We start from the raw sequence: 20808 nt of genomic DNA, 5'->3' as shown, positions 1-20808 counted from the left end.
GACGTTTAGGACATGATCAGCCCGCCATCGACGTTGATCGTCTGCCCCGTGATATAGGCGGCGTCCGGCCCGGCGAGGAAGGCGACGAGCCCGGCCACGTCCTCCCCGCGCCCGGCACGGCCCATGGGGATGTTGCGCACCCATTCCGCCATCAGCTCACCGGGCGCATAGGTGCCGAGCAGCTTGCCCCAGGCCGTATCGTTATAGGCCCACATCTCGGTCTCGATGATGCCGGGGCAGAAGGCATTGACCGTGATGCCCTCCTTCGCCACTTCCTTGGCGAGACTCTGGGTAATGCCGACAACGCCGAATTTGCTTGCCGCATAATGGGGCGTGAAGATGAAGCCCTGCCGCGCCTGGCCGGACGCCGTGTTGATGATCCGCCCACCCTGCCCGCTCTTCCGCATGCGCGCGATCGCCGCCTGGCAGCAGAGGAAGACGCCCTTGGTATTGACCTCCATCACCCGGTCCCACTCCGCCTCCGTCATCTCCTCGATCCGGGCGATGGTGATGACGCCGGCATTCTGCACGGAGATGTCGACGCCCCCGAAGCGGCTTTCCGCGAGATCGTAGATGGCGGCGACATCGGCGGCTTTCGTCACGTCGGCGAGGATGGCGGCGGCGCAGCCGCCGGCCGCGGCGAAGCCGGCCGCCGTCTCATGCACCGCCGCATCGTTGGCGGCCAGGACCACGGCGGCCCCTTCGCGCAGAAAGCGCGCGGCGATCGCAGCCCCGATGCCCCGGCTACCGCCCGTGACGACCGCCACCTTTCCGTCCAGAAAACCCATGGCGCCACTCCCTCATTTTATCAGGTCTGCGCAGCGTCCAGCCACGCAGCCGTGTATTGGTCGGTGATCAGCACGTCGATCAGGCCACCGCGCATCGCGCCCAGGATCGCCGCCCGCTTGCGCGCGCCCCCGGCGACCGCGACGACGCGCCGCGCGGTCCGCAGGGTTTCCAGGGTGATCCCGATGACCCGTTCCTGAAAGGCGGAGGGCACCGGCTTGCCCTGCGCATCGAAGAAATTGAGGCAGATATCGCCGACCGCGCCAAGCCGCGCGAGTTCGGCCAGTTCGTCCGGCGTGAAAACATTGCCGCTATCGGCCAGCAGTTTGGACGGCTCAACACCACCGATGCCGACGAGCGCTGTCGTGATCTGCGGAAAGTAACGCATCGTCTCCTGCACGAAGGGGTCGCCGATCAGCGCTTCCTGCGCCGTCTTGGAATGCGTAACCCCTTGCGTCGGCAGAGGTTGCGGCTGCGCCCCCACCAGCTGGGCGAGCCGCCGCGTGAGATTGGTCGCGTGCTTCTGCACGCTCGGGTCGCCCATGCCGCCCAGGATCTGCACCACCCGTCCCTGCGTCGCCTTGCGCGGCGGATGAATGTTTTCAACCGTGTGGAGCAGAGATTCACTCCAGGAGGAGATGCCGATGATCTCCCCCGGTTGCAGGGTCGTCTCGAGATAATGCGCCGCCGCTTCGCCGATGCGTCGCAGGATCTGGCCTTCCCGCTCCTCGGCGCATTCCGCGATGATAACCTCGCGCATCGCGAATTTACGGCACAGGCTCTCTTCGCGTTCCGGGAAGGTGCCGGAGGGGGTGCGCACGCTGATGCGCACGATGTCCTCTTCCCGCGCCCGCCGCAGCAGGCGGGAAATCGTCGCCTGCGAAATCATCAGGCGGTCCGCGATGTCGGATTGCTTGATGTCTTCGAGATGGTACATGCGCGCCACGCGCGCGATCAGGCGCAGTTCATCGGGTCTCGGCAAGGTCGGTCCTTCACCAGCATACGAAACCGCCATCCACCAGAAGATCGACCCCGGTCACGAAGGAAGCGGCACGGCTTGCCAGGAATACGGCGGGACCGACTAGCTCGTCCACCTGTGCCATCCGGCCAAGGGGCGTATCCGCCTCGAACTGCTTCACCTGATCGGCGACCTCAGGGCGGATGTTCATGGGCGTCGCGGTATAGCCTGGGCTGATCGAGTTCACACGGATGCCCCGGTCACTCCATTCCATGGCGAGCGACTTGGAGAGGTGAATGACCGCCGCCTTGGCGCTGTTGTAGTGTGCCTGCAGAAGACCGCGGTTGACGATGACGCCGGACATGGAGGCGATGTTGACGATGGCGCCCCGCTTGCGCGGCAGCATCACCCGCGCCTCCGCCTGGGCGGACAGGAAGACGCCGGTGACGTTCACGTCATACATGCGCTGCCATTGCGCGGCGGGCATCTCCTCCGCCGGCGCGGCATTGGCGATGCCGGCGCAGTTGAGGCCGATGGAGAGCGGCCCCAGCCTCTCTGCCGCCGCCACCGCGGCCGCCAGATCCTCGGCCCGGGTCACGTCCCCCGTTGCAATCACCGCCTGCCTGCCGAGCGCCCGAATACGCCGCTCGGTTTCGGCAAGCCCGGCGCTCGACGGCAGGTCGAAGCAGGCGACATCCGCCCCCGCCTCGGCCAGCCCGACAGCGAGGCGCTGGCCGATGCCGCTGCCCGCCCCCGTCACCAGGGCCACTTCGCCCGTCAGCGTGAAAAGGTCCATCCCATCATCCTTTCTTGGCCGCACGGATCAGGCGGTCGCCAGCGCCATGACTGCGACGTTGTTCGCGTCTGCCCTGTCAAGCACACCCATCTGCCGGCCGCGGGCGAGCACCATCACGCGATGCGACAGGCCGAGCACTTCTTCGAGATCCGAACTCACCACGATCACGGCCATGCCGCTGCGCGCGAGTTCGGCGATGACCTCATAGATCGCAGCGCGGGCACCGACATCGATGCCGCGCGTCGGCTCGTCGAGGATGAAGACCTTGGGTGCCCGCGCAACCCAGCGGGCGATCACCACTTTCTGCTGGTTGCCGCCGGAGAGGTAGCGCGCCTGCTGCCCCGGCCTGCCCTTGACGCCCAGTCGCTCGATCAGGCGCGCCGCAAAGTCCCGCACCCGATGCGGCATCACCCAGCCTTGGGTGCCGACCCGATCCATATTGCCCAAGGCGAGATTGTCGCCGATCGTCTGTTCCAGAAGCACGCCCTGGCCCTTGCGGTCTTCCGGCACCAGCACGATGCCGGCGCGAATGGCATCGGCCGGGCTCGCGAGGCGCAGCGCGCGCCCGTCGAGGGTGATGCGCCCGCTCGCCACGGGGTCCGCACCGGCGATGGCGCGGACCAGTTCGGTGCGCCCGGCGCCCACGATGCCGGCAATGCCGAAGATCTCGCCTTCGCGCACGGCGAAGCTGATGTCGCTGAAGGCGCCGTCCGCCGCGGTGAGCTGGTCAAGCCGCAGCACCTCCCGCGCGCCCGGCGACGCCATGTGCGGAAACAGGCGGTCGATGCTGCGCCCCACCATGTCGCGCAGCAGCAGATCGACCGGCACCTGGGCCGTCTCATGCTCGGCGACCTTGCGCCCGTCGCGTAGCACGACGACACGATCGGCGATGCGCGCGATCTCTTCCAGACGATGGCTGATATAGATGAAGGAATAGCCTTCCGCCTTCAGCCGCTCGATCTGGGCGAAGAGCCTGTCGGTCTCACCGCCGCCCAGAGCGGCCGTCGGCTCATCGAGGATGAGAAGCCGCGCCTTCAGCGTCAGCGCCTTGGCGATCTCCACCTGCTGCTGCGCCGCAACGCGCAGCTTGCGCACCGGCGTATCCGGGGAGATGTCGAGACCGAGGCGGCGCAGCTGTTCGGCGGCCTCGGCCCGCATGCCAGCCCGATCGACGCGACCGCCCCGCATGGGCAGACGGCCGACGAAGACGTTCTCCGCAACCGTGAGATCCGGCAGCAGCCGCATTTCCTGATGGATCAGGCCGATGCCGTGGCTCATGGCATCGCCCGGCGACGCAGGCGCGTAAGCGCCACCCTCCCAGCTCATACCGCCGGTATCGGGGCGGATGAGACCAGCGATGATAGCCGAGAGGGTTGATTTTCCGGCGCCGTTCTCACCGAGGAGAGCGACCACTTCGCCCTCTCGCACGGTGAGATCGACATCGTGCAGAACCCGGGTGCCGACGAAGCTCTTTCCCACCCCACGGACGGAAAGACGCACGGCGCGTTCCTCCATCGTCGCGGGGTCTGCAAAAGTCTCGACCATTGTCATGTCACCCGGTACTCCGCCCGCCTTACGGATGCTGGGCGATGAAGGGTGCGACGTTGTCCTTCGTCGTCAGCACCGCCGGCTGAAGCTGTTCCTTCGGCACCGTATTGCCAGCCATCAGATCGAGCGCCGAATCCACCGCCATGCGGCCCATCTTCTGCGTCTGCTGCGTCATTGTGGCGGCCAGCACCCCATCCTGCACCGCCTTCAGCCCCGCCGTGTCGCCATCGAAGCCGACGACGATCACCGGATGCCCGAGATTGGCGACCTTGACGGCCTGTGCGGCACCAAGCGCCAAGGCGTCAGCCCGGCCGAAGAAGATCGTGATGTCCGGATGGCGCTGCAGCATGTCCTGCGCGATGTTGAAGCCTTCGGCCTGCGACCACTCCTGGCTCGCCTGCTTCGCCACCTGCTTGATGCCGGGGCAATTGGCCATCGCGTCGTTGAAGCCCTTGTTGCGGTCGACTTCCGGCGTGGTGCCGAGCTGGCCCTGGATGATGGCGAGCTCACCCTTGCCGCCGGAGATCTTGCACACATAGTCGCCGAGCGTATGGGCGGCTTCCACGCTGTTGGTGGCAATGAAGGTGGTTGCCGGGGCATCCGGTGGGTTACGGTCCACGGCGATCACCGGAATATGGGCCGCTTCCGCCGCCTGCACCGGCACGCCGGCCGCCGTGGCACCCGCCGGGATGTAGATCAGCGCCTTGACGCCGCGGGTGATGAGATCCTGGATTTGGTTGACCTGGGTGGCGCTATCCCCATGCGCGTCTACCACGATCACCTTCACGCCCTTGGCCTTCGCCTCGGCTTCCACGGACTGCTTGATCTGGTTGAAGAAATTCGCCTGCAGATTGGCAACCGCGAGGCCGATGGTGGGCTCGTCGGCCCGGGCCTGCGGCGCCGTCAGCAGAGGAGCTGCGGCAAAGCCGAGAGCGGCCAGAGCCGAGAAGCCCATCAGGCGCCATTTCATCTTGAACATGCGTGTTTCCTTATTCTTGATTGTTGAGCAGGCACGTACGCGCGGCAGGGGCGCGGTCTCTCAACCCCCTTGCCGGCGGAACTTGTCGATGGTCACGGCGGCGGCGATGACGCAGCCGATGATGATCTGCTGGATGAAGGGCGACACGCCTACGAGGTTGAGCCCGTTGTGCAGAACACCGATGATGAGGACGCCGACCACGGTGCCGCCGATGCTGCCGATGCCGCCGGAGAGGCTCGCACCTCCGATGACGACGGCCGCAATCGCGTCCAGCTCGTAGCCGAGGCCGGCACTCGGCTGCGAAGAATCGAGCCGGGCCGACAGCACGAGGCCCGCAAGCCCCGCCAGCACGCCGGAGACGACGTAGACCCAGACGGTCAGCCGCTGCACGTGAATGCCGGCAAGACGCGCCACCTCGGCGTTGCCGCCGATCGCATAGAGGCTGCGGCCGGTCGCGCGATAGCGCAGGAAGATCGCCCCGGCGATGGCCAGCAGGATGAAGAGCGCGACGGTGATGGACAGGAAGCCGAGATGGCGTACCGTCGCGAGCTTGGTGAACCAGCCTGGGTATCCTACCACCTGCTCGCCGCCCGTGGTGAGATTGGCGAGGCCGCGCGCGACCGACATCACCGTCAAGGTCGCGATGAAGGGCGGCAGCTTTGCCCGCGTGACCAGCAAGCCATTGACCAGGCCGCAGGCGCCGCCCGCAAGCAGCGCGAGCAGCACCGCCAGTGGATAGGGCACGCCGAAATCCTGCGGCAGCCAGCCGAAGACCATGCAGGACACGGCGAGAATGGAGCCGACCGAAAGGTCGATACCTCCGATGATGATGACGCCCGTCATGCCGAGCGCGAGAATGCCCAGCACCGTGACCTGATCGATCACGTTCAGGAAGTTGCGGGTCGCGAGAAAGACATCGCTGGTCAGCGAGAAGACGATGCAGAGCAGGACGAGGCCGATCAACGGCCCCTGCGTGCCGCTGGCGAAGCGGGCGACGAGCGCGCGGCCCTGGCCGGCGCCGGTGCCGCCTCGGGTGGAGGTGGAGGTGGACATCGCTCTTCCCTTCATGCGGCTCTTCCGGCCGCCTTCTGCAGGCTATGCGAGGAGCGGGCGCGCGCCACCGCCTGTCTCCAAGCCACGCGGGCCGCGGAGCGGGTGGCCTGATCCGCCTGCGGCGTCAGCGCTTCATGCGGCCGGGGCAGTGCAGCGAGGTCCGCCATCGACCAAAGCCCCGCTTCCAGCCCCGCGAGATGGGCAACACCGAGGGCCGATAGCTCGGCCGTTTCGGATCGGAGCACCGGGCAGCCGAGACAATCCGCTTGCATCTGCATCAGCGCCGCGTTGCGGCTGGGGCCGCCATCGGCGAAGAGCCGGTCGATCATCACGCCTTCGCTGCCGATCGCCTCCACCACGTCGGTGACCTGATGGACCACCGCCTCGAGCGCGGCGCGGGCGAGGTCTTCCGGGCCCATGTCGAGGGTGAGGTTGGCGATCAAGCCGCGCGCCTCACGGTCCCAATAGGGCGCGCCGAGACCGGTGAAGGCCGGCACCAGGGCCGCTCCCCGGCTCGGTGCCGCGGCGCCGAGATCGGCCATCGCCTCAACGCTCATGCCGAGGAGGCGGGCCATCCAGCGAAGGGCCGCACCCGTCGCCCGCACATTGCCTTCGGCGGCGAAGGCAGGCGGGCTGCCCGCGCGCTGCCAGCCGATGGTCAGGCACAGGCCATGGCCGAGCGCGGCCGGCCCCGGGATCAAACCCATGATGGAGGAGCCGGTGCCGTAGGTCGCCTTCACGGCGCCGGGCGTGAAGACGCCATGCGCAAAGAGGGCGGCATGGGAATCGCCCATCACGGCAAGGACGGGTGTGCCATCGGGCAAAGGCGAGAGGCCGCGCGTGCCCGGAAAGGGACCGGTGGAGGGACGAAGTGTCGGAAGGGCGCTCGCCGGAACGCCGAAGAGACCGAGAAGCGTCTCGTCCCACACGCTCTCTGCCGTGCGCAGCAACTGCGTGCGCGAGGCATTGCCGATTTCGGTCACGGGCTCGCCGCCGAAGCCGGCGAGCAGCCAGGCATCCACGGTGCCGCAGGCCAATCGGCCGGCCTGCGCGGCCGCCGCCACCCCGTCGTGATGACGCAAGGCCCAGGCAAATTTGGCCGCGGAGAACATGGGGTCGAGCGGCAGACCGCTCAGGCTCTGAATCCGCGAGGCCGCGGGCCGCGCGAGCAGCGCGTCACAGAGCTCGGCCGATCGGCGGTCTTGCCAGCTCATCACCGGCATCAGCGCCTCGCCGGTCATACGGTTCCACAACACGGCGGATTCGCGCTGCGTGCTGAGGCCGACGGCCTGCACCGCAATGTCCGGCACCGCCGCAAGACAGGCGGCAACCGCATCGCGCACGCTCGCGCGGATCGCCTCGGGCGACTGCTCCACCCAGCCGGGTGCCGGATGCGTCTCCTCCAGAGCGGCGAAGCCACGCGCCCGAATGGCGCCCGTCGCATCGACGAGAACGGCCTTGGTGCCGCTCGTGCCCTGGTCGATGGCGAGGACGGCCGCCGCTGCCATGGCTCAGCCCGCCAATTCGCGGCCGGCGGCTGCGAGGCCTTCGGCGTTGAGGTGGAAATGGTCGAGTAGGAAATTCGTGCTGCCGGTGGGCGCGAAGCCGGGCATGCCGAGGATGCGCATGGGCACGGGACAATGGCGCACGACGCATTCGGCAACGGCCGAACCCAGCCCGCCATGAATGATCGCTTCCTCCGCGGTGACGATTCCCCCCGTCTCCCGCGCGGCGGCGATCACGGCCGTTTCGTCGAGCGGCTGGATCGTCGTCATGTTCAGCACGCGCGCGGTGATGCCCTCCGCGGCGAGCAGCTCCGCGGCGGCCAGCGCCCGCGACACCATCGTGCCACAGGCGATGAAGGTGAGGTCTTGCCCGTCCCGCAGCAGGCTCGCGCGGCCGGGTGTGAAGCCCTCGCCCTCAGGTGTCACGGCCGGCACCTTGTGGCGGCCGATGCGCATGAAGATCGGCCGGTCGGCATGGGCCGCCCAATGCAGCGCCGCGCGGGTCTGCTCTGGGTCCGCCGGCACAAGGATCGTCATGTCCGTGAGTGCCCGCATCCAAGCGAAATCTTCGAGCGAATGATGCGTGGGGCCCAATTCGCCATAGGCCATGCCCGGGCTCTGGCCGCAGAGCACGACATGATAGTTGTTGTAGGCGATGTCGGCCTTGATCTGCTCCAGCGCGCGGCCGGTGAGGAAGGGCGAAGCGCAGCTGACGTAGGGCACGAAGCCGGCATTGGCGAGACCGGCGGCCACGCCCACCATATTCTGCTCGGCGATCCCGACATTGATCAGCCGATCGGGAAACTCCTTTTGAAAGCCGCCCAGGTTGCTCGAACCCACGGAATCGTTGCAGACGGCCACGATGCGCTCATCCTGGCGCGCAAGCGCGACCATCGTCTCGGCGAAGGTCGCCCGGCAATCGAAGCTCGGCGGTGCGCCCGGCGCGTCCGGTCTTTCCTCGCTCATGCCGCAAGCTCCTTCGCTGCCTGCTCAACCTGTTCGGCGGAGGGGACCTTATGGTGCCATTCGACCCGGTCTTCGATGAAGGACACGCCTTTTCCCTTGATGGTATGGGCGATGATGCAACGCGGCTGGGTGCCAGACGGCGCCGAGAGTGCGCGATGCAGCGCATCCACGTCGTGACCGTCCACCTCTTGCACCTGCCAGCCAAAGGCCGCCCACTTGTCGGCGAGCGGATCGAGCCGGTTGGTCTCCTCCGTACGCGCACCCTGCTGCAGCCGGTTGCGGTCGATAATGGCGGTGAGGTTGCCGAGGCCGCGATGGCCGGCGGCCATCGCCGCTTCCCAGTTCGAGCCTTCCTGCAATTCCCCGTCCCCGAGCACCACGAAGCTTCGCCAATCCTGGCCTTTGAGCCGCGCCGCGATCGCACAGCCGAGGCCGATCGGCAGGCCGTGGCCGAGCGGCCCGGTATTCGCCTCCACCCCCGGCACCTTGCGGCGATTGGGATGGCCATTGAGCGCGGAGAGGGGCGCCATGAAGGTATCGAGCGCGTCCACCGGGATGAAACCACGGAGCGCCAAGGTCGCATAAAGCGCGGCCGAGCAATGGCCTTTGCTGAGGATGAAGCGGTCACGCTTTTCCCAGGCAGGGTTTTGCGGGTCGAGGTTGAGCACGCTGAAGAACAGGGTGGTCAGAATATCGGTCACGGAGAAATCCCCGCCGATATGGCCGGCGCGCGCGCGGTCGATGGTGCGCAGCACGAGGAGACGGACGTCGCGCGCGATCGCCTGCAGCGCTTCGCGGCGCGCGTCAGCCTCGGCCGTCTCCAACCGCACCCGAATATCCGGGCTCGGACGCATGATCGGGAAATCCGCCATCAGGCCAGTCGCTTCCATCCCAGAGGGTTGTATATTTATTCACGCAAGAATTGACATTCAGGATGCGGAAAGCAGGCGAGGGCGTCAAGCGGAATCTGTAGACGAGAGTCCCCGCCCGTCAGCCTCGGCCCGAGCGGAGGCTCACGCAGCGCGTCGTGTCATGGGATGGGAGAAAAAGGAGACGGGGCGGCGTTCGATCTTCTCGCCGCCCCTCTCACGCGTCCGGCGGCTACCAGCGATAGGCGAAACCGCCCGTAGCCGCGAGGCTCGTATAGCTCGGTGACAGCTGGCTATCGAGAGAGGCCGTCAGCGTCATATGCGCCCCGAGACCGTATTCCGCGCCAACATGCAAGACGGCTGCATTATCAACGATCGGCGTCCCGGTGCCGCTGAAGGTCAGATCCGGGGCGGCGGCAAAGGCGCGGGGCACGTCACGGTTGGGCAGAAAATCATGCATCCAGGCGAGCCTGAGGAAGGGTGCCAGCGTCGCGCCGTTGCCGAGGATGAAGCGCCCGTCGAACTGAGCGCCGAGATAGGCCGGCAAGGCGGTGATGCTGGTCTGTTGATAGATCAGCGTGTTGCCATAGGGTGCAATGCTCTCGTTGCCGCCGCCCTGCCATAGCTGCATCGGCTGGATGGCGATGAAGGGCGTGACATGCGCCGGTGTGCTCAAGAGACGCATACGGTACCCGGCCTCGATCCGGCCGGCCAGCATGACGTTGCTGAGATCGACGGAAGGAACATAAGAACCGTCGGCCGTCGTCAGACTGTGATCGAAGCTCGTGCTACCGCCCCCGCCATAGAGGATGCCGGACACATAGCCTTGGCCGACGGGATTCAAGGCATAGAGGCTGGCGCCGATATTCGTCGCCGTTCCGCTCGCCGAGGGCGCGGAGGTGGAGAAGACGGATTGCGCGCCGCTGATCGCGCCGCCTAGCAGCAGCGAGGTGCCGTGCACCTGCCCCTCCGCACCGCCGGCGCCACCATAGACGTGGCTCGCATAGGTGCCGCTGCCGCTCGCCGTCATCACCGTGGGCGTCGCCCAGACATGCGGCCCGCGGCCCGCCGCGGCGCCCGTGAGGTGACCCGTGACGTCCCCGATCCTCCAAGCATCGAGTTGATCGGTCACGGTTGTAAGAGCAAGGTTGGTCGCCTCCATTGTCGATTGCGGAATGGCCGAGGCCATGTCCGCCGAAACGGTGCGATAGGCGATGTCCAGCGCCTGTACCGTCGGCTGTACGGCAAGCCCCGGGACGATCGCCTGGAACAGGGGCGCGCTGCCGCCCGCCTGAATCTGGGCAATGATCCGTCCGATAGTCTCCGCGGGGCCGGACAGGCCGTTTGGCGTGAAATCGGCGCTCGTCGTCAGGGTCAGCCCATCTCCGGTATTGGCCAGGCTGAAGCCGAGGATGGCGCTCTTCGGCGCAAAGATCGTGAGACCCTGGCTGGAGACAGGCCCGAGACCTGCGAGCACCGCATTCTGCCGCGTGCCCTGCACCAGCAATGGCAGATCGGTGATGACGGGCTGCAACCGGCCATTCAGCACCGTCTGCCCGCTCACGGCATAGACGTCGCTCTGCCCCTGGACTTCGCCCAAACGCACCACGAGCGTGCCGGTACCCGTTTGCAGCAGGGTGCCGTCGATCGCCGTCTGCCCGAGGGCCGGGCTCGCCTGCTGCAGCACGCCTTCGTTGTAGAGCGTGCCGGCGCCGCCGAGGCCCAAAGTTGAGCCGGCCAAAAGCGTACCGCCCGACAGGTTGTCGAGCAGGTTGGGGGCCGCAGGGGTAAGGGCGAGCGAACCCTCGATGGTGCCGAGGTTGTAGAGATTGGCCGGCCCCGCGCTGGAAGTGACGGCCATTCCGTTCGCGCCGTCAGCCGTCATCACCGTGCCGCTGTTGTAGAGCGCGTTGGCGGGGCCGTTGAGGGCGATGCCGGTGCCGTCCGTGCCGCCGATCACCGCAGCGCCGGCGCCCACCGTCACCGTCGGGTCCGTGTTGGACCAGGCGGCGATGCCGGTCGAGCCCGCGCCGGTGGCACTGATGGTCACGCCCGGTGCCACTGTCACCGTCACCACGCCTGTGGTGCTGGTACTGACGCTGCCGCCGGCACCGCTGCCCATCACCAGGCTCTCCCCATTCTGATACAGCCCGCCGCCACCCGTGACCGACTGGGCAACAATTCCGTCCGAACTCGTGCCTGTGGTCGTGACATTGCCGTTGACGCTGACAGTGACATCGCCGCCGCTGCCGCTACCGGAGGCGAAGCTGCCGGCGACTGCCGCGCTCGGCGAAAGCACGATGCCGCCGCCGCCGCCCACGGATTGCGCCAGGATGCCGATGGCATTGCCACCGCTGGTGCTGACCGTGCCGTTGGTGGTGACGGTGACGGCACTGCCGGCGCCGGAACCGCCGCCCAAGGTGGCAGAGCCGCTGGCGCTGGCCAGCCCCCCGCCGCCGCCCACGGATTGCGCGATCAGCCCGACGGCCTCCTTGCCGCTTGTCATGATCGCGCTGCCGGCTTTTGTCGTGACGCTGACGGTGCCACCGGCGCCGCCCGCGGCACCTCCCAGCGTCACCCCTCCGCTCACCATGTTCGCGAAGCCGCCACCCCCGCCGATCGATTGGGCGATGATGCCCTGGGAAAGCGCGGCGTTCGTGGTCAGCGCGCCGTTCTGCGTCACCGTGACGGCGCCACCCGCACCACCCGATCCGCCTGAACCGCCGAGTGCCAGCAGGCCGCTGATCACGGGTGTTGATCCTGCAACCGCCGCACCCGCCATGCCGCCGCCGCCACCGATTGATTGCGCCAGCAGCGCGACCGCCTGATGGCCCATCGTGGTGATGCCGCCGGTGCTCGAAACCGAGACGGCCATGCCGTTCCCACCATTGCCACCCGCGCCACCGAGGGACGCATTGGCACTCCCCTGCACCGAACTGCCGTCACTGCCGAAGCTGATGGTCGGCGTGCCACCACCCGCCGAGGCAAAACCTCCAGCCCCGCCGCCACCGCCCACGGATTGCGCCATGATCCCCGGCGCGAGCAGACCGGAGGTGGTAACGAGGGCCGAGGTGGACACCGAGACGCTGCCGCCATCGCCGCCGGCGCTGCCGGAACCACCGAGTGCGAAGCCTAAGGAATCCGCGCCGCTCGACGCACTGGTCTGGCTGGCACCGCCCAGCCCGCCGCCGCCGCCCACGGACTGCGCGAAGATGCCGATGGCCGCCAGGCCCTCGGTCGTCACCGGCGCGCTCGCGCTCACCGTCACACCGCCGCCCGTCTGCGCTGTGCCCCCCGATCCGCCCAGGGCGAGGCCGATGCTGGCTTTGCCACCGCCGGCCGCGGTGCTGTCGTCACTGCCTGCGGCGCCGCCACCACCACCGACGGACTGGGCGAAGATGCCATCCGCCTGTGCCCCGCTGGTGCTGAGGGCACCGCTCGCCGTCACCGACACCGTACCGCCGAGGCCGCCCGTGCCCCCCGCTCCGCCGAGACCCAGGCTCACGGCGTAACTGCCATTGTTGGCATTGGTGGTGGCCGAGCCCGCCGCGCCACCACCGCCCCCGACCGATTGGGCGAAGATGGCGTTGGAAAGCGCCCCGCTGGTGAAAACGGATTGCGTCGTGCTCAGGGTCACGGCGCCCCCAACCCCGCCCGATCCACCGGCCCCGCCGAGACCGGCGGAGACCGCGATGCCGTTGCTGGCCGAGGCGCCGCCGCCATTGCCGCTGCCACCCGTGCTGGCGCTGCCGCCTCCGCTGCCGCTGCTGCTACCGGCCGTCGCCGCCGTGCTGACATTGCCGCCGATACCGCCGCCACCGCCCACGGATTGCGCGACGAGTGCATTGGCAAAGGCACCCTGGGTCGAGACCGAGCCCCCGTTCTGCACGGTCAAGGACACCGTCCCGCCCGCGCCACCCGCGCCGCCAGAGCCGCCGAGACCGAGCGCGATGGCGCCGGACCCTCCTTGCCCCACCGTACTGCTCGCTGCCCCGCCGGTGCCGCCGCCACCACCCACGGATTGGGCAAGCACCGCCACGGCATTGGCGCCCCCGGTCGCCACCGTGCCGACCGTGGTGAGGGTGACGTCACCGCCACCGCCACCACCGCCGGCGACGCCGCCGAGGGCGAGGGAGACGCTGTATTTGCTGGCATCGGCATTGGTGGTGGAGGCACCGCCATTGCCGCCGCCGCCACCGATAGACTGGGCAAAGATGCCGGTCGCCTGCGCACCTGCGGTGCTGATTCCGGCGGTGTTGGTGAGGGTGATAGCAGCGCCGGAGGCCCCGGTGCCACCGGCGCCACCGATGCTCAGCCCGACGGCGGTGCCGCCATCGGCCCCGGCTTGGGCGCCGCCCTCACTGGAACTGCTTTTGCCAGCCGCGGCACTGTTGCTGGTCCCGCCATTCGCCGAACCCGAGAGGCTGCCGGTGCTGGCGCTGCTCGTCGGGTCGGAACTGTCGGCGGAGTTGGACGAAGCTTGGGTCGCCGCAGAGCTGGAGGCGCCGCCATTGCCCCCGCCGCCCGCCACCGATTGCGCGAAGATGCCGATGGACTGAACACCGCTTGTGGTGATGCCGCCCGAATTCGTCACCGTCACGGCGCCGGTGCCGCCGCCGCCGGCGCCCGTTCCGCCGAGGCCCATCGACACGGCGGCGACGCCACCGCTGGTCGAGGTACTGGAGGCCGAGCCACCATTGCCACCGCCGCCGCCCACGGCCTGCGCGAAGATGCCATCGGCATTGGCGCCGGCCGTCTGGATGCTGCCGACATTGCTGACGCTCACGGCCCCCGCAGCGCCGCCCGTGCCGCCGCCGCCCCCGAGGCCGATGGAGGCGGAGTATTTGTCGCCGCTGGCATTCGAAGAGGCGGAGCCGCCATTGCCGCCGCCACCGCCGACCGATTGCGCGAAGAGACCGGTGGAGAGCGCGCCTGCGGTCGCGATCGTATCGGTATTGATAACCGTCACGGCACCGCCGGTCCCGCCGGTGCCGGCAAAGCCACCGATGCCGAGCGAGACGGCAATGCCGTCATCAGGCGCGCTGTCGCCGCTCGAAGGCTGGCTGTTGGAGGTATAGGAGGAGGCGAGATTCGAGGCCGTGGCAGAACCTGGCCCGGTATAGGAGGCAACGCCGCCGTTGATCTCGCCACCGGCCTGACCGGTGGCGACGGTGGACGCCGCACCGCCATTGCCGCCGCCGCCGCCGACCGACTGCGCGAAGACGCCGGCAGAATTGGCGCCATAGGTTTGCAGAGTGCCATAGGGGCCCGCGGGCGTGACGGTGACATCGCCACCATTGCCGCCGGAACCACCACTGCCGCCGACCGCGACGCCGGCGGCATATTCGTTGCTGGAGGCATCGCTCTGCGACCAGCCGCCGTTGCCACCGCCCCCGCCGATCGACTGTGCCAGGATGGTCGGGGATTGGGCGCCATAGGTGGTGATGCCATTCGGCGCAATCGACTGAGAATAGCCGGCGTTGACGGTCACTGTGCCGGCGCTGCCGCCGACCGCGCCGGTGCCACCCACCGCGACGGAAGCCGCATACTGGCCCGAAATGGCATCGGCAAAGGAACTCCCGCCATTGCCGCCATTGCCGCCGATGGATTGCGCGAGAATACCCGGCGAAAGATCGCTATAGCCGCCGCTGCTGCCGGTGGTGATCTCGCCGGCCTGGTTGATCGTCACGCCGCCGCCGGTGCCGCCCACGCCACCACTGCCGCCCACAGCCACAGAGGCCGCGGCGCCGCTGGAGGAGACGGCGGCGCTGAAGGCGAAGGCGCCCCCGCCATTGCCGCCCGAACCGCCGATGGACTGCGCCAGAATGCCGGGCGACTGCACCGCCCCCGTCTCCACGCCCCCGTCGCTCGTCACGCTGACACTCCCGCCGGTGCCACCGCCCGTGCCGGAGCCTGCCGCCGTTCCACTGGCCCCGACCGAGACCTTGCTGTCGCCGCTGCCGGTGGCGCCGGTCGCGGACGCGGCCGCACCGCCATTGCCGCCCGAACCACCGATGGACTGCGCGACGATCCCGGCCGATTGCGCCATCATCGTCGTGACCAGCGCCTCGGCATCGACCGACACGCTGTTGCCGCTCGCGCCACTCCCGCCGGTGCCGCCGATGGCGACGGCCGGGGAGACGAAGGCGGAGCCGGCCGCATCGGCCGAGAAGCCGCCCGCGCCGCCATTGCCGCCGATGGATTGCGCCAGCACGCCCGGTGAAAGATAGCCGTTGGTCAGAAGCGTCGCACCCGCCTGGGTTGAGACCGACACTGCACCGGCCTGCCCACCGGCGCCGCCGGCGCCGCCGAGACCGACGGAGGCAGCGCCCGCACCGGCGAGCGAACCCGCGACATCCCAGCCGCCATTGCCGCCAGATCCGCCGATGGATTGGGCGAGGATGGCGGCGGACTGGTTGCCCGTGGTGCTAATCGGGCTCGTCGACTGAGTCACCGAAACGGCGCCGGCTGAGCCACCGGCCCCACCGCCCCCGCCGATACTGGCGCTCGCAGCCACGCCTTCCGAGAGACCACCGGCGACCGCGAAGCCGCCATTGCCGCCACCGCCGCCGATGGATTGCGCGGCGATGCCGGGAGAGAGCGGACCGTTGAGGGCGATCTGGCCGCTGCCGGTCACCGTCACGCTGCCGCCGGCGCCGCCCGAACCGCCCGTACCGCCGATCGAGAGATTGGCCGCGTAATCACCCCCCACACCACCACTGGCGGAGAAGCCGCCATTGCCGCCGCCACCGCCGATGGACTGCGCCAGGATGCCGGGAGCATTGCCGGTGGTCACCGCATTGCCAGTGGTCGTGATGGCCGCATAGTTGTCGACCGTCACGGCACCGCCGCTCGCGCCGCTGCTGCCAGTGCCCGCAACGCTCAAGGTCGTCGCCCCGCTGAGGGCGACATTGCCGCTGGCGGAGAAGCCGCCATTGCCGCCACCGCCGCCGATGGATTGCGCGAGGATGACGGGCGCACCGCCGCCCGCAGCCGAGAGCACACCACCATTGGTGACCGAGACGATGTTCGCGTAATTGCCGCCACCGCCGAGGCCGCCCACGCTGACGCCGAGGGAACTGTCGAGCGACAGCGTGCCGGAGGCCTGGTAGCCGCCATTGCCGCCACCGCCGCCGATGGACTGCGCAATGATCGCGCTCGACTGATAGCCCGTGGTGGAAATCGTACCCGTGCCGCTTTGGCCGTTGTAGTTGTCGTTGACGACATAGACCCAGCCGCCCGAGCCGCCGCTGCCGCCCGAACCGCCAAGGCCGAGATTGACGGCCACCAACCCCGCCGCATTGGCCGAGATCGAAGCGCCGCCATTGCCGCCGCCACCGCCGATCGATTGTGCGACGAGACCGGGCGAGCGCGCACCGCTCGTCGTGATGGTGCCGCCCAGGTTCTGGATTTCAGCGAGAACGCCGGCACCGCCCGAGCCACCCTTGCCACCGACCGAGAGATTGACGGAAGCGCCGGCCGCGAGGCTGCCGGTAATGCTGCCGCCACCGGCGCCCCCGCCACCACCGATCGACTGCGCGAGAATGCCTGCGGAATCCGAGCCGCTTGTCGTGACATTGGTGCCGGGTGACCCCGCGAAGACGGTGCCGCCCCAACCGCCTGAACCACCCGAGCCACCGACCCCCATGGAGAAGGCCGCGGCCGCGCCACCCGAGAGCGAGACGGAATAGCCGCCGGCGCCACCGCCGGCGCCAATCGCTTGCGCCACGATGCCGCCCGATCCGGTGCCGGAGGTCACGATGCTGCCGGTGCTGTATCCACCGATGGCATAGCCACCCGCCGCACCGCAGGCGCTGCCCTGCGGCGTGACATAGCCATTCGTCATGCAGTTGACGCCGACCGTTCCGGCCCCGCCACCACCGCCACCCGAGCCGCCCGTGGACAAAGCGGCCCCCGCGATCGTGCCCATGGAGAAGGCGATGCCACCGCCGCCCGCGCCGCCGCCACCGCCGATCGACTGGGCAAGGATCGCCTCCGAATTCACCTCGTTGGTCGAGATGCTGCCGGTATTGGTGACGAAGACATTGGCGCCGCTGCCGCCCGACCCGCCAGCGCCACCGACGGCGAAGCTCGTGCCGGCCACGGCGGAGGCGGAACCCGACAGGCCCCAGCCGCCTGTGCCGCCGCCGCCGCCAATCGACTGCGCGGCGATGCCATAGGCGGCGCCGGCGCTGGAACTGGGCGTGCCGCCGCTGCAGGAATTGCCCGTGCAGATGCGGCCGCTATTGGAAACCTGCACCAGGGCACCATTGCCACCATCTCCACCCGTGCCGCCGATCGCGACACTCAGCCCGGGCGCGCCGCTGAAGGCCATGCCGCCGGCGCCGCCCGCGCCACCCACGGCCTGGGCGAAGATGCCGGCCTCCGACCCCGCCGTGAGGCTGATGCTGCCCGTGTTGTTCACGGTCACGGTGCTGGCGTAGCCCGCGGGGCCGCCATTGGCGCCGAGCGCGATCAGCCCCGCCGAAATCCCGGCATCGCCGCCGCCCCCGCCGACCGACTGCGCCTCGATGCCGCGCGCGCCCTGATAATTGGAACTGAGACTGCCGTTGTTGACGACCGTCACCGTGCCGGCATTGCCGCCATAGCCGCCGCCACCGCCCGACCCGCCATCGAAGCCGAAATAGCCGCCACCGCCCGAGCCGCCATTGGCACCGATGCCGCCGATGCTCTCCGCCCAGAGGGCCGTCGAAAGCTCGGCATTGATGCTCGCATTGTTGGTGATGCTGACGGCGCCCCCGACGCCGCCGGCACCACCCGCGCCGCCATTGCCGCTGGTCGAGCCATTGCCGCCGGCGCCGCCATTGCCGCCGGCACTGACGACGCCAATGCCGAGCGCACCCACGGCCGTGGTGGTGATGGCGGTGCTGTTCGTGAGCGACACCGTGCCACCATTGCCGCCGGTACCGCCGGACCCGCCATAGCCGCCATAGGGATAATCGCTGTCCCCGCCGGCGCCCCCTGCGCCGCCCTTGCTGTAGACGACGATGCCGCTACCCGAGAAGCTGTTGCCGCTGCCGCCCGAAACCGTGGTGGTGACGGTTCCGCCATTGCTCCCGTTGGCACCGTTCCCGCCATTGATGCGGTTCGAATAGGAATTGCACTCCACACCGGTGGGATCCGTGTCGCTGCCCCCCTTGCCGCCGGCACCGCCCGTGCTGCCGACGATCGCCAGCGTGCCGTCATAGGCGGAATTGGCGGGAAGTCCGTCCGTGAAGCTTTCCGTCAAGTTAGGGCCTGTCGAGCCGCTATGGCCGCCGCCGATGTTCGCAGCATTGCCGTTGCTGTCGGGGCAGCCGTAGCCAGTGCTGCCATTGCCCCCCGACTGCTGGACGTTCTTGTAGTAGTTCGGCCCGACGACGGCGGAATTCGTCGTCTGCGCCCAGGATGATCCCACCCCGCCGGCGGACAAGGCCAGCCCCAAGGACGCCAGGAGAAGCGGGCGCGCAAGCAGCATCGTGATCTTCCTGAACGGTTTCGACCCGGAACGATGCTAGGCCACTCTTCCTTAAGGAGCATTACCTTATCGATCCGAAATCCCGATCGGGCGTGACTTTTTGCGGTTGCATCCCACCGACGGAGGGGAGAGCAGGCCGGTTGGAGGGCGCCGGCCTGCTCCGCCGGGTGTCAGCCCAAGCTGGCAGCGAGGGCTTCGAGCCACAGGGCCACGGCCTCCGCCCCAGGATCGACGTGGCCCGCGGTCCGGTCTCCGAGATAGCTCGATCGGCCGCGCCGCGGCGTCATCGTCGCCGTCGCCGCAGCGCCCTGCCGGGCGGCCGCCGCGGTCTCCGCCAGAGCCTCGGGCAGAGGTCGCCCGGCGGTGACCGCCGCGCTGAAGGCGGCCGAGGCGGGCAGCAAGGCATCCAGCATGGTGCGATCCCCGGCGCGGCCGTCCCCCAACTCGGCCAAGGCGGCGACACCTGCCCCGAAGGCGGCCGCCCAGGCCTCGGCGTCGCGCTTGCCCGCGGCCTCCAACTGGCGCGAAGCCCGCAGCAGCATCACGGCGTAGAGCGGTCCGGAGGTGCCGCCGAGCACACGGCGCAGCAAGCCGGAGAGACTGGCGAGCGCCACCGGCGGATCGGCGAGATCGAGTTCCGGCATGGCCTTCAGGATCGCAGCCGCGCCACGGGCGAGCGAAATACCGAGATCGCCGTCGCCCACCGCCTGGTCCATCGCGGTCAGCCGTGGCTCCGCCTCCGTCAGCGCAGCACAGATCGCGCGCAACGCAGCATCGAAACGCGGCTCGCTGCGCGCCGGCCGGGCCGCGGCCGCGGGTGCCGGCGGCGGCACGGGCAGCGCGCCTTGCGGCGCCTGGCCCGGCACCCAGGCCGGCGCGGCCGCCGCCGCATCCAACCGCGCGAGGCGTGCATCATCGAGCTTCATGAGCGAGACGGAACACCCGGCCATTTCGATGGCCGTGAGGAAGGTGCCGGTCCAGGCGCGCTCCGCCACGATGCCGCGCTGCTCCAGCAGCCGCAGGGCGTGGCGCGCCACGATCATCAGTTCCATGATCGGCGTGCCGCCGAGATTATTGACCAGAAGCGCCGCCCGGTCGCCCGGCGCGATCCCGGTCTCTCTGATGATACGTTCGAGCAGGGTTTCAGTGAGAACATCCGCCGCGGCGATGTCCCGCCGCGCGACGCCCGCCTCACCGTGGATGCCGAGGCCGAGTTCGATCTCCCGGTCGCCCAGGGTGAAGCCGGGCTTCCCCGCCGCAGGTACCGTGCAAGGGGAGAGCGCGACGCCCATCGTACCGAGGGCCGCCGCCGCTGCTTCGGCTTCCGCCTTCACCGCCGCCAAATCCAGCCCGGCGGCAGCCGCGGCACCCGCCACCTTGTGCACGAGGACGGTGCCGGCAATCCCGCGCCGCCCCGCCGTGTGCGGACCGGCATCGAGCGCCGTGTCATCGGCGACGATCACGACCTCGGCCGGAATCCCCTCGGCCCGCGCCATTTCGGCGGCGAGGCCGAAGTTGAGCCGATCGCCGGTATAGTTCTTCACGATGAGCAAGGCGCCGGCTGGGCCCGCGGCCGCCCGGATCGCCTCGAGCACGGCATCGGTAGAGGGCGAGGTGAAGACGTCGCCCGCCACCGCCGCATGCAGCAGACCGGGCCCGACATAGCCGGCATGGGCGGGCTCATGCCCTGCCCCACCTCCGGAAATGACGGCGACCTCCGCCGGCGCTGCCCGCCGCCACACCACCTGCGCGTCCGGCAGAAGCGAAAGGCCGGGGGACAGGCGGACCAGGCCCTCCAGCATCTCCGGCACCACATGGCTCGGGTCGTTGATCAGTTTTTTCACGCGTCCTCCTCGCACCTTCTCTGGGG

Annotated in this window: 11 protein-coding genes; all 11 read right to left on the bottom strand. The window is 69.1% G+C overall.

Features of this window, described 5'->3' with window-relative positions; genetic code table 11:
- Positions 1 to 5 precede the first annotated feature (5 nt).
- The 11 genes from ACYQ6W_RS10110 to dhaL all read right to left on the bottom strand — a co-directional run bounded on the left by ACYQ6W_RS10110 (position 6) and on the right by dhaL (position 20782).
- Entirely contained in the window at positions 6 to 788 is a 783-nt protein-coding gene (locus tag ACYQ6W_RS10110; protein ID WP_459675110.1) for an SDR family oxidoreductase, read from the bottom strand.
- Positions 789 to 808: 20 nt separating this feature from the next.
- Entirely contained in the window at positions 809 to 1768 is a 960-nt protein-coding gene (locus tag ACYQ6W_RS10105; protein ID WP_459675109.1) for a sugar-binding transcriptional regulator, read from the bottom strand.
- A gap of 10 nt (positions 1769 to 1778) precedes the next feature.
- Complete coding sequence (locus ACYQ6W_RS10100; protein ID WP_459675108.1) at positions 1779 to 2540, bottom strand: SDR family oxidoreductase; 762 nt, start codon at positions 2538 to 2540, stop codon at positions 1779 to 1781.
- A gap of 27 nt (positions 2541 to 2567) precedes the next feature.
- The gene (locus ACYQ6W_RS10095) at positions 2568 to 4091 is read right to left on the bottom strand and encodes a sugar ABC transporter ATP-binding protein (RefSeq protein ID WP_459675106.1); all 1524 of its coding nucleotides are present in this window, start codon (positions 4089 to 4091) and stop codon (positions 2568 to 2570) included.
- A gap of 22 nt (positions 4092 to 4113) precedes the next feature.
- Positions 4114 to 5067 carry a substrate-binding domain-containing protein gene (locus tag ACYQ6W_RS10090; protein ID WP_459675105.1) on the bottom strand — a complete coding sequence of 318 codons (954 nt, stop codon included), beginning with the start codon at positions 5065 to 5067 and terminating at the stop codon, positions 4114 to 4116.
- Between the two features lie 60 nt (positions 5068 to 5127).
- Entirely contained in the window at positions 5128 to 6120 is a 993-nt protein-coding gene (locus tag ACYQ6W_RS10085; protein ID WP_459675104.1) for an ABC transporter permease, read from the bottom strand.
- Between the two features lie 11 nt (positions 6121 to 6131).
- Positions 6132 to 7628 carry an FGGY-family carbohydrate kinase gene (locus ACYQ6W_RS10080; RefSeq protein ID WP_459675103.1) on the bottom strand — a complete coding sequence of 499 codons (1497 nt, stop codon included), beginning with the start codon at positions 7626 to 7628 and terminating at the stop codon, positions 6132 to 6134.
- Between the two features lie 3 nt (positions 7629 to 7631).
- Positions 7632 to 8591 (bottom strand): transketolase family protein, encoded by a 960-nt coding sequence (locus ACYQ6W_RS10075; RefSeq protein ID WP_459675101.1) that lies wholly within the window; start codon positions 8589 to 8591, stop codon positions 7632 to 7634.
- On the bottom strand, positions 8588 to 9463 hold the full coding sequence (locus ACYQ6W_RS10070; protein WP_459675100.1) for a transketolase: 876 nt from the start codon (positions 9461 to 9463) through the stop codon (positions 8588 to 8590). The genes ACYQ6W_RS10075 and ACYQ6W_RS10070 overlap by 4 nt, the downstream gene beginning before the upstream one ends.
- A gap of 229 nt (positions 9464 to 9692) precedes the next feature.
- Positions 9693 to 18938 (bottom strand): hypothetical protein, encoded by a 9246-nt coding sequence (locus ACYQ6W_RS10065; protein ID WP_459675098.1) that lies wholly within the window; start codon positions 18936 to 18938, stop codon positions 9693 to 9695.
- 170 nt (positions 18939 to 19108) lie between these two features.
- Positions 19109 to 20782: a dihydroxyacetone kinase subunit DhaL gene (dhaL, locus tag ACYQ6W_RS10060; RefSeq protein WP_459675097.1), complete on the bottom strand. Its 1674-nt coding sequence runs from the start codon at positions 20780 to 20782 to the stop codon at positions 19109 to 19111.
- Between the last annotated feature and the right edge of the window lie 26 nt (positions 20783 to 20808).

This window comes from Acidisoma sp. 7E03 (assembly GCF_054665075.1).
This window is presented reverse-complemented; position numbering and strand designations above follow the sequence as displayed.